We start from the raw sequence: 262 nt of genomic DNA, 5'->3' as shown, positions 1-262 counted from the left end.
CCCGCCCCCCAAGTCTAAATTTCTTGCTGCCCTCCAGGCGATCACTTGGCGCCCTGGGGGCTTGGGGAAATCCGTCGGCCTCGGGGTGCTTGGGTTTCGGGCAGGTCGGGAAGCCCGCCCCCCAAGTCGCAATTTCTCGCTGCCCTCCTGGCGATCACCTGGCGCCCCGAGGGCTTAGGAAAATCTGTCGGTCTCGGGGTGCTTGGGTTCCGGGCAGGTCGGGGAGCCCCGCCCCCCAAGTCTAAATTTCTTGCTGCCCTCC

Source organism: Propionivibrio dicarboxylicus (assembly GCF_900099695.1).
GTDB lineage: Bacteria > Pseudomonadota > Gammaproteobacteria > Burkholderiales > Rhodocyclaceae > Propionivibrio > Propionivibrio dicarboxylicus.
This window is presented reverse-complemented; position numbering follows the sequence as displayed.